This window comes from Phocaeicola paurosaccharolyticus JCM 15092 (genome assembly GCF_000613805.1).
Lineage (GTDB): Bacteria > Bacteroidota > Bacteroidia > Bacteroidales > Bacteroidaceae > Phocaeicola > Phocaeicola paurosaccharolyticus.
On the sequence record NZ_BAJR01000080.1, the window covers coordinates 1 to 1,281 of the forward strand.

A 1,281-nucleotide genomic window follows, 5' to 3' on the forward strand; every position below is an offset into this window, starting at 1 on the left:
GATAGTGTCCCTAAAAGTGTGTATTTCTTTATAGATAGTATTTTCAAAAATATTAATTATTTTCATTAACAAAAAGCCTTGATTCTAAAAAATTATATATTGGATATTTAAATACCTCTTTGTTCATAGAAACATTAGCCATCAACAAAATAACAGCGTCTTGATTAGGCATAACGCCTCTCATTTTCAGAACCCTCTTGAAATCCTTATTAAGTCTTTCTATCCAATTTGTTGTATATATCATACCTCTTATCTCCCTCTCATAACTGAAATATGTGAAGTAGTATCTGTATCGCTCATGCCTGTATCTTTTCAGTGAGGGATAAAACTGGGCCCATCTATTAATAAAATCAACAAAATCAAGATAAGCAGACTCACAAGTCGTATTATCTTTATCCGGTCTGAATATGGTCTGCAATTCAGCAGCAATAGTTCTTTTATCCCTTGGTTTTATCTTATTGATTATATTTCTCTTTAAGTGTACTGTACAAAGTTGGATATCAGCCATAGGGAAGGCCTGTGATATTGAATTTTCTATACTCGTTAATCCATCACAAACGAATAAATTTATCTCACTCACTCCTCTGGCTTTTATATCATTGAATATATCTAACCAGTTTGAAGCACTTTCTGTCGGGAAGTTCACAATAGACAAAACTTCCCTTGTCCTATCCTCCTTCACTCCTAATATCACGTAATAAGCTTCATTTGATACACTATCCACTCTTCTGGTTGACACATAGGTAGCATCTATGTAAACTATTGGGTAATGGCTGTCCAAACTGCGGTTCATCCATGCCTTCACATCACTTCTTGCAATGTCAAGAATACGACTTACCTGACTCTTACTATAATGTTTGCCATAGAATTCTTCTGATATACGTCCTACCTGTCTTGTTGTAAGACCCTCTGCGTAAAGACTGCATGCGAGTCTTTGGAGTTCTGCTTCCTGATTTTTTAAGACACCAAGAAGTACAGGATAAAAGTTGTTCTCACGACTACGGGGAACCTGTATTTCAAACATTTGACCATTTTGATAGATTCTACGAGGACGGAAACCATTGCTGACGTCGTTATTCTCAATATTATGAACAGAGCGTTCTGATTTCATTAGGGATTCGATACCTAAACGTACTAGTTCATGAAAACCTTCCTTCCCATTTGCTATTGAGGAAATTATTTCTGACATTTGTTCGTGTGTAAATTCCATTTTTATCTGATTTTAGTTTGCAATACTAATCTATAAAAATTGTGGATTTACACACTTTTTAGAACACTATC

Annotated in this window: 1 protein-coding gene; it reads right to left on the minus strand. The window is 34.8% G+C overall.

All coding sequences use genetic code 11. The features are described from left to right. Nucleotides 1–52: 52 nt before the first annotated feature. Entirely contained in the window at nt 53–1,210 is a 1,158-nt protein-coding gene (locus tag JCM15092_RS14270) for an IS256 family transposase (protein ID WP_024995224.1), read from the minus strand. Nucleotides 1,211–1,281 lie beyond the last annotated feature (71 nt).

What these genes read in the sequence shown, in the direction of transcription:
- JCM15092_RS14270 (WP_024995224.1), bottom strand. Translation starts at nt 1,210, where the DNA reads ATGGAATTTACACACGAACAAATGTCAGAAATAATTTCCTCAATAGCA.